The 8,985-nt window shown below is 70.4% G+C and carries 7 protein-coding genes; 5 read left to right on the forward strand and 2 right to left on the reverse strand.

The window, feature by feature from the left end:
* From leuS to holA, 4 genes are all read left to right on the forward strand, one after another.
* A partial coding sequence (leuS, locus tag ACLQ6X_RS05545) for a leucine--tRNA ligase (protein ID WP_411699175.1) occupies window positions 1-2,298 on the forward strand: 2,298 nt, incomplete at its 5' end.
* 291 nt (window positions 2,299-2,589) lie between these two features.
* Window positions 2,590-3,219: a ComEA family DNA-binding protein gene (locus ACLQ6X_RS05550; protein ID WP_411699176.1), complete on the forward strand. Its 630-nt coding sequence runs from the start codon at window positions 2,590-2,592 to the stop codon at window positions 3,217-3,219.
* A complete protein-coding gene (locus ACLQ6X_RS05555) occupies window positions 3,216-5,552 on the forward strand; it encodes a ComEC/Rec2 family competence protein (protein WP_411699177.1) in 2,337 nt (778 codons plus the stop codon). Before ACLQ6X_RS05550 ends, ACLQ6X_RS05555 begins: the two co-directional genes overlap by 4 nt.
* 71 nt (window positions 5,553-5,623) lie before the next feature.
* Window positions 5,624-6,640, forward strand: coding sequence for a DNA polymerase III subunit delta (gene holA, locus ACLQ6X_RS05560; RefSeq protein WP_411699178.1), 1,017 nt, complete (start codon window positions 5,624-5,626; stop codon window positions 6,638-6,640).
* A gap of 268 nt (window positions 6,641-6,908) precedes the next feature.
* Here the strand turns inward: holA and rpsT are convergent, their stop codons facing one another.
* Window positions 6,909-7,169, reverse strand: coding sequence for a 30S ribosomal protein S20 (rpsT, locus tag ACLQ6X_RS05565; RefSeq protein WP_188509647.1), 261 nt, complete (start codon window positions 7,167-7,169; stop codon window positions 6,909-6,911).
* A gap of 179 nt (window positions 7,170-7,348) precedes the next feature.
* Window positions 7,349-8,071, reverse strand: a complete 723-nt coding sequence (locus ACLQ6X_RS05570; protein ID WP_411699179.1) for an alpha/beta fold hydrolase — start codon at window positions 8,069-8,071, stop codon at window positions 7,349-7,351.
* Window positions 8,072-8,096: 25 nt separating this feature from the next.
* On the opposite strand from ACLQ6X_RS05570, the gene ACLQ6X_RS05575 reads away from it, so the two are divergent.
* A partial coding sequence (locus tag ACLQ6X_RS05575) for a pyridoxal phosphate-dependent aminotransferase (RefSeq protein WP_411699180.1) occupies window positions 8,097-8,985 on the forward strand: 889 nt, incomplete at its 3' end.

Genomic DNA, 8,985 nt, shown 5'->3' on the forward strand with positions numbered 1-8,985 from the left:
GCCGAGAATGCGGCGATGGAAAATGGCGTCCACCCCGGCGGCTGGACGCGCGAGAACATCGCCAACATGAAGGCGCAGCTGAAGCGCCTCGGCTTCGCGCTCGACTGGAGCCGTGAGCTGGCGACCTGCGATCCCGAATATTATGGCCACGAGCAGGCACAGTTCCTCGATCTTTACGAAGGCGGGTTGGTCTACCGCAAGGAAAGCGCCGTCAACTGGGACCCGATCGACCAGACCGTGCTCGCCAACGAACAGGTGCTGGCCGACGGCACGTCCGACCGTTCGGGCGCCGTCGTGGTCAAGAAGAAGCTCACCCAGTGGTACTTCAAGATCACCGACTACGCCGACCGCCTGCTCGACGACCTCAACCAGCTCGAGGGCCACTGGCCGAGCAAGGTGCTCGCGATGCAGCGCAACTGGATCGGCCGCTCGGTCGGTGCAGACGTCGACTTCGTGATCGAGGGCCAGCTCTTCGGCAAGACCGACGAGAAGGTCACTGTCTTCACCACGCGCCCCGACACCCTGTTCGGTGTCACCTTCATGGTCGTCGCGCCCGATTCCGACCTGGCCGCCGAACTGGTGTCGACGGGGTCGGACGAGACAAAGGCCGCGTTCAAGGCCTACCTCGAGCAGACCCAGCGCAGTACAGAGATCGAGAGGCAGGATGCCACTCGGGAGAAGACCGGCGTTCCGCTGCGACGTTTCGCGGTCAACCCGGTGACGAAGGAACGCATCCCGATCTGGGCCGCCGACTACGTGCTCGCCGACTACGGCCACGGCGCCGTGATGGCCGTGCCCGCGCACGACCAGCGCGACCTCGACTTCGCCCTGAAGTTCGACCTGCCCGTCGTGGTGGTCGTCGACACGAACGCGCCCGTCACCGCCTCCATCCCCGTGCTCGACCTCGACGAGAACGGCGTGGCGATCCTGCCCGACGACCTGCCGCCGCTGTCGCCCACCAAGACCGGCGAGGCGCTGGTCGGCGAGGGCCGCATGATCAACTCCGGTCCGCTCGACGGGCTGAGCCGCACGCACGCGATCAAGCGCGCCATCGAACTGCTCGGCTCCACGGGTAGCGGCCGCGCCGCCAAGACCTACCGCCTGCGCGACTGGCTGATCAGCCGCCAGCGCTTCTGGGGCACCCCCATCCCGATGATCCACGGCGCCGACGGCGAGCTCGTTCCCGTGCCCGAAGACCAGCTGCCCGTGCTGCTGCCGCCCACCGACGGCCTCGACCTTCAGCCCAAGGGCCAGTCGCCGCTCGCCGCCGCCACCGACTGGGTGAACGTTCCCGACCCGCGCGACGGCAGCGCCGCCCTGCGCGACGCCGACACGATGGACACTTTCGTCGACAGCTCGTGGTACTTCCTGCGCTTCCTCAACCCGAACGACGACACCCAGGCGTTCAACCCGAAGGACGCCGACAAGTGGGCGCCCGTCGACCAGTACGTGGGCGGCGTCGAGCACGCGATCCTGCACCTGCTCTACGCCCGCTTCATCACCAAGGTGCTGTTCGACCTCGGCTACGTCTCGTTCACCGAGCCGTTCAGCGCGCTGCTGAACCAGGGCATGGTGCTCTCCGGCGGCTCGAAGATGTCGAAGAGCAAGGGCGGCGTCAACCTCGGCGACGTCATCGACGAGTTCGGAGTCGACGCGATCCGCCTCACGATGGTGTTCGCGGGTCCGCCCGAAGACGACATCAACTGGGAGGACGTCTCGCCCGCCGGCTCGGCCAAGTTCCTCAAGCGCGCCTGGCGCCTGGCGAAAGACGTCACTTCGGCGCCCGACGTGGAGTGGAAGACCGGCGAAGCCGCGCTGCGCAAGCAGACGCACCGCTTCCTGCAGGACGCCCCCGGCCTCGTCGAGTCGTTCAAGTTCAACGTCGTCGTCGCGCGTCTGATGGAGCTCGTGAACGCGACCCGCAAGACGATCGACACGGGCGCCGGCCCCGCCGACGCCGCCGTGCGCGAGGCGACCGAGGTCATCACCGTTGCCCTCAGCCTGTTCGCGCCGTACACGGCCGAAGAGATGTGGGAGCTGCTCGGCTACGAGCCGACGGTGGCGCTCGTGCGCTGGCGCAAGGCCGACCCGACACTCCTCGTCGAGGATTCCGTCATGGCGGTCGTGCAGGTCAACGGCAAGGTGCGGGACAAGTTCGAGGTGTCGCCGAAGATCAGCGGCGAAGACCTAGAGGCGCTCGCCCGCAAGTCGGAGGCCGTGATCCGCAGCATCGGCGACCAGGAGATCGTGAACGTCATCGTCCGGGCCCCCCGCGTCATCTCCTTCGCGGTTAAGTAGCCGGCCAGCAGCAGCCTCGCGGCGGTGGCCCAGCGCGCGATTTCGGAAATTCAGGAACTCGCGTCGATGGGCCACCAGCGGACCGCGCACAGTCGCGGGCCGCTCGCCCGCCAGCGACCGGGTCTCCTGAGTTTCCGAAGATCTCCGGGCGGCGCGTTCGGCGACCGCATGTCCTGAGTTTCCGACGGGCGGCGGCGGGGTCGTGTCCCTCCCAAGGCAGCCCTCGCGGGCACTTTCCGCAGAACTCTGACGCCGCCGCCGGAAGTGTCCGGCGGCGCCTAGCGTCGGGGCATGAGCGATCCCGGCGAGGTGCGGCGAACACGCCTGCGCATCGGGGTGGGCGCGGCCGTGGTGGTCGTGTTCGTCGGGCTGGCCTGCGCGATCCTGTTCTCCGCCCTCGCGCCCAAGGGGCAGAGCGCCGTCGTCGCGCCGGGTGACGGCGCCCTCGCGTCGGAGTCGTCGGCCTCGACGGCGACGTCCGCGCCATCCGGTGCCGCAATCTTCGTGCACATCCTGGGCGCCGTCGCGAACCCCGGGCTCTACGAGCTGCGCGAGGGCGACCGAGCGGTCGACGCCGTCGCGGCGGCGGGCGGGTTTGCCGACGGCGCCGACCAGTCGGGGCTCAACCTCGCCCGGTTCGTCACCGACGGCGAACAGATCGTTGTGCCGATCGTCGGCGAAGCCCCCGTCGCGGGGCCCGGAGGCGCCGCCGGGGGAGCGGTCGTGCCCGGCAAGGTCAACATCAATACCGCGGATGTCGCGGCTCTCGAAACCCTGCCGAGGGTAGGCCCCGCCATGGCCGAACGCATCATCGCGTGGCGCGACGAGAACGGGCGCTTCTCCGCCGTCGAAGACCTCATGAGCGTCGCCGGCATCGGCGAGAAGACGTTCGACGCACTGAAAGACCTGGTGACGCTGTGAGACGCGGCCTGATCGACCTGCGGCTTGTGCCACCAGCGGCGGTCGCCTGGCTGGCAGCGGCCCTCGTGACCGCCGCGCCCGGGTGGGCGGTGCCGGTCGCGGTCGCGCTGTGGGGCTGCGCCGGACTGAGCGTCGCGGCCGCCCTCGCGTGGGGCAGGGCGCTGCCGGTGTCGATCGCGGTGTGCGCCGCCTCGGCGGCCCTCGTCTGCACCACGGCCGCGGTCGCAGCACCGACCCGACAGCCGCCCGCGCTGCTCGACGCCGCCCACGACGGACGCTACGTCACCCTCACCCTGACAGCGGCGGAGACCGTCGGCGGAGAGCCGCAGGCCAGCGCGCGCGACGGACCGTTCGCGGCGACCGTGACGACGATCACCGCGGGCGCCTCGCAGGCCGTGGCCGTGGGAGCGCCCGTGCTCGTCTTCGACGGGATGCCGATCGAGCGGGCGGGCATCGGCTCGACGCTGTCGCTCGGCGGCACGCTCGTCGCGACCGCGCCGGAAGACGACGTCGGTTTTCTCGTGTTCGCCGACGGGCCGGCGCGGGTTGTCGCGTCGCCGCCGTGGTTCCTCGACTGGGCGAACGGGCTGCGTGCGTCGTTCGCCCAGGCGGCGTCCCGACTCGACGGCGACGGCGCCGCACTGCTGCCCGGGTTGGCGATAGGGGACACGTCGGCCGTCGGCGAGCCGCTCGACGCCGCCATGAAGGCGACCTCGCTGAGCCATCTCACGGCCGTCTCCGGCGCCAACTGCGCCGTGGTCGTCGCGCTCATCATGCTGGCGGGGGCGATGCTCGGGGTCTCGCGCGGCGCTCGGATCGGTGCATCCGTCGTTGTGCTCATCGGTTTCGTCGTGCTCGTGACCCCGCAGGCGAGTGTCGTGCGCGCGGGTGTCATGGCGGTGATCGTGCTGCTCGCGACCGCGGGAGGCAGGCCGGTGCGTGGCATCCCGGTTCTCTGCCTCGCGGCTCTCGTGCTGCTGTCGACCGATCCGTGGCTCAGCCGGGACTACGGATTCGCGTTGTCCGTGCTGGCTACGGGCGGCCTGCTCGTGCTCACGGGGCCGCTCAGCCGGCTGCTGCACCGCGTTCTGCCGCTCGGCCTCGCGGTGGTGGTCGCCGTGCCGCTGGCGGCGCAGCTCGCCTGCCAGCCGGTTCTGCTGATGCTCACCCCGTCCATCCCGCTGTACGGCATCGTCGCCAACGCGCTGGCAGAACCGGCGGCGCCGTTCGCGACGGTGCTGGGGCTGCTCGCCTGCGTCACCCTGCCGGTGCTGCCGTGGCTGGGCGGCGTGCTCACCGCCGTCGCCTGGGTGCCGGCGAGCTGGATCGCCGCGGTCGCCGGGTTCTTTGCCGCGCTCCCCGGCGGGGCGATTCCGTGGCCGGAGGGCCCGGTCGGCGTCGGGCTGCTCGCCGGGGTCACGGCGTGCGCGCTGGTGGCGGCGCTCGCACCGGTCTCCCGCCGTGCCCGGCTGATCTGCGCGGCCGGATCCGTCGTAGTGCTCGTGGGCCTCGCCGGCGCGGTCGCTGGGGTGCGGGTCGCGCAGCAGTGGTCGCGCCCCGGCGACTGGCAGATCGCCGCGTGCGACATCGGGCAGGGCGACGCCGTGCTCCTGCGCAGCGCCGGCCAGACGGCGCTCATCGATACCGGGCCCGACCCCGCGTCCCTCGCGCGCTGCCTCGACGACCTCGGCGTCGCGCGCATCGACCTGCTCGTGCTGAGCCACTTCGACCTCGACCATGTCGGCGGCGCGGAGACCGTGCTCGGCCGCGTCGACCGCGCGCTCGTCGGTCCATCGGGAGAGGCCGCCGACGACCTCCTCGTCGCCGACCTCGCCGCCGGGGGAGCGGAGGTCGAACGGGTCTCCCGCGGCGCTGGAGAACTGTTCGGCGAGCTCCGCCTCTCGGTGCTGTGGCCGCCGGCCCGGCTGGGCTCGGTCGAACCGGGCAACGACGCGAGCGTCGTGCTCGCTCTCGAGCCGGTCGGGCGATGCGCGAACGGATGTCTCGGCTCGCTGTTTCTCGGAGACCTCGGCGAAAGGGCGCAGGCGCTCATGCTGGCGGCGGGCCCGGTGCCGCGGGTCGACGTCGTCAAGGTCTCGCACCACGGCAGCGGCGACCAGCTCGACCGGGTCTACGAGCGTGCCGACGCCACCGTCGGCGTCATCGGCGTGGGCGCGGAGAACACCTACGGGCATCCCACCGACCGCCTGCTCGACCTGCTCGCGCGGGTGGGCACGGCGGCCACGCGCACCGACACCGACGGCCTCGTGCTGCTGGCGCCCGGCGGCACGACCGGCGAGGTGCGCGTCTGGAAACAGAAGGCGACACCGTGACCGCCCGGCCGCGCGCGCCACCGTCGGCGGTCGCGATTAGGCTTGCAGGGATCCGAACGAGGGAGCACAGCGTGGCAACCAAGCCAGCCAGCAAGGCCAAGGTCGCCATTCCGCAACTGGCGTGGCACGCGGTGCGTCCAGCGCGTGTGGTGCTCGTGTCGGGCACCGAGGGCTTCCTCGCCGACCGCGCGATCCGGTTGTTGCGCGACACCCTGCGGGTTGAAGACCCCAGCCTCGAACTCGGCGACATCGAGGCCGACCACTACGCGCCCGGCGAGCTGGTGACACTCGCGAGCCCGTCGTTGTTCGCCGAGCCCCGGTTCATCCGCGTCACCAACGTCGAGAAGTGCACCGACGCGTTTATGGACGACGTGCTGAGCTACCTCGAACACCCCGCCGACGACTGCTACCTCGTGCTGCGCCACGCGGGCGGAGTGCGGGGCAAGCGCATGCTCGACGCCATCAGGGGCGGGCTCGGCAACGGCATCGAGATCGTCTGCGCCGACCTGAAGAAAGACACCGAGAAGCTCGAGTTCGCCGCGGCCGAGTTCCAGTCCGCCGGTCGCCGTATCACCCCCGGCGCACTGCGCGCCCTCGTCTCCGCGTTCGCCGACGACCTCGCCGAACTGGCGAGCGCCTGCCAGCAGCTGCTCGCCGACGCCAGCGAGGAGATCACCGAGGTCACCGTCGAGAAGTACTACTCGGGCCGGGTCGAGACCACCGCCTTCAAGGTGGCCGACGCCGCGATCGCGGGCCGCAACGGCGAGGCGCTGCTGCTGCTGCGGCACGCCCTCGCTTCCGGCGCCGACCCCGTGCCGATGCTCGCGGCGTTCGCGTCGAAGCTGCGCACGATGGCCAAACTGTACAACGTGCGGGGAAGCGACGGGCAGCTCGCCCAGCAATTCGGACTCGCGCCGTGGCAGGTGGGCCGGGCCCGCAAAGACCTGCAGGGCTGGAGCGACGACGGCCTCGGCCGCTCGATCGAACTGCTCGCCGAGACCGACGCGCAGATCAAGGGCGGCGGGCGCGACCCCGTGTTCGCGCTCGAGCGCATGGTCGGCATCGTGGCGAGGCGCGGCGGCAGCTGAGCCGCAGGCCGGATCCCGGCCGCCCGTGCCCGCCCGCCCGCTCTGCAGCGCCCGCGCCCCTGCCTCCCGCGCGCCGCAGCGCCCGCGCCCCCGGCCTCCCGCGACCCGGCTATCCCGGCTCGACATGATGCGACGCGGCGACAACCCGAATCCGTCCTGTTGACGGTGCGTCGGCGCCATCCGCTCCTGTTGAGCGGCGCGCACGCGGCGGCGCGCACGAAAAAGCCCCCCACGCCGCAGCGTGAGGGGCATTTCGAAGGGGTGGCGCTTAGATTGCTGCGACCTGCTTGGCGATCGCCGACTTCTTGTTGGCGGCCTGGTTCTTGTGGATGACGCCCTTGCTGGCGGCCTTGTCGAGCTTCTTCGCTGCGACGAGGAGGGTCGCGACGGCGAGCTCCTTGTCACCGGCGGTGACGGCGGCGCGGACGCTGCGGATCGCGGTCTTGACCTCGCTCTTGACGGCCTTGTTGCGCTCCTGCGACTTCTTGTTGGTTCCGATGCGCTTGATCTGCGACTTGATGTTTGCCACTGAATTTACCTTCTTGTATGTGAACTGACGTGTGTAAGAAACTCCGCAAGACGTGTCTCGCGGGGGCAGCCGAAATTAGCGATTCTCGGCCGCTAGTCATGCAATAGAGGGTTGCACGGAAGCCAACAGACAACATTACCAGTTGTTCGCCCGAACTGACAATCACGCCGGACCGTCGGTTAGGCGGGTGTCGCCGGACGGCTCGAGTTTATGGCGTCGACGAGCAGGTTCGTGAACTCGACCGGCCGGGCGAGGCTCACCATGTGGGTCGCCCCGGGGATGCGCACGAGCGTGCCCCGTCTCGTCGCAGCCAGGAAGCGCCGCTCCTGCAGTCGCACGTGGTCGAGCGTGCCGTTCACGAACCACACGGGAAGGTCGATGCGCGCGAGCGCCGACTCCATCCGGATGCCGCGCAGTTCGTGCAGTGCGTCCTGCATCACCTCGAGCGCGACACCGCCGGCGATCACGTCGTTCGCGTAGTCGGGGTCGCGGATTACGGCCCGCACGAGCGCGTTGTTGAGCCCGAGGCCCCGGTCGGGCAGCCGGTGGATCGCCGCGGCGCCGAGCCCCCAGACGCCGAGGATGGCCCGTGTCGGCTGGGTACCGCAGCTCGCGGCGAGAAGTCCGGTGATGGCGCGCGGGCGTTCGGCCGCCCAGTGCGCGGCCAGGTAGCCGCCGAGCGAGAAGCCGACGAGGAAGACCGGCCCCGGCGCATCCGAGACCGCGTCGGCGATCGTCGCGACCCCGCCGGCCAGGGAGAATCTCTCGGCCATGCGCGAACCGTGCCCGGGCAGGTCGGGCGTCACGACCGTGTAGCCGAGGGCCTCGAGCGCGTCGCGCTGATGCCGCCACATCGACGACGACGTGCGCAGTCCGTGCACGAGCACCACGGAACCTGTCATGCCCCCAGCGTAATAACCTGTCGGTATGCCGCACCTCGCCCAGCACATCGACACGGTCCCGGGCTCGGGCATCCGTCATATCTACGAGATGTCCACGAAACTCGAGGGGATCGTCTCTCTCGTCATCGGAGAACCGGATGTCGCGGTCGCCCCTCACATCGCCGACGCCGCGAAGCGTGCCTGGGACGCCGACGCCACGGACTACACCCCGAACGGCGGCATAACGCCGCTGCGCGAGGCGATCGTCGGCAAGCTGGCCCGCGAGAACGACATCCACGTCGACCTCGAGCGGGTCTGGGTCACTGTCGGTGCGACGCAGGCGCTCTACCAGGCCATGACGCTCACCCTGCAGGCCGGCGACGAGGTGCTCATCCCCGACCCGGGCTACACCACCTTCACCATGGGCGTGCGCATGCTCGACGCGCACCCCATCCCGTACTCGCTGCTGCCCGAACGCGGTTTCCTGCCGAGCATCGACGAGCTCGAGAGTCTCGTCACCGAGCGCACGCGCGTGCTGATCGTCAACTCCCCGTCGAACCCGCTGGGAGCGATCTTCCCCGAGGAGGTGCTGCGCGAGCTGCTCGAGTTCGCCAAGCGCCACGACCTGTGGATCATCAGCGACGAGGTCTACGAGTACTTCACCTACGGCGACAAGCACGTCAGTATCGCGAGCCTCGACACCGAGAACCGCGTTTTCAGCGCCTTCTCGCTCTCCAAGACCTACGCCATGACCGGCATCCGTGTCGGCTACCTCGTGACCCCGCCGGGGCTCGCCACGGTTATGCGCACGGTGCAGGAGGCCACGGTCAGCTGCGTCAACACACCGGCGCAGTACGCCGCCGTCGCCGCGCTGACCGGCGACCACGAGCACGTCGCCGCCGCGAAGGCGCACTACCGCGCCAACCTCGTCGCGG

This window comes from Conyzicola sp., assembly GCF_046714715.1.
Taxonomy (GTDB): domain Bacteria; phylum Actinomycetota; class Actinomycetes; order Actinomycetales; family Microbacteriaceae; genus Conyzicola.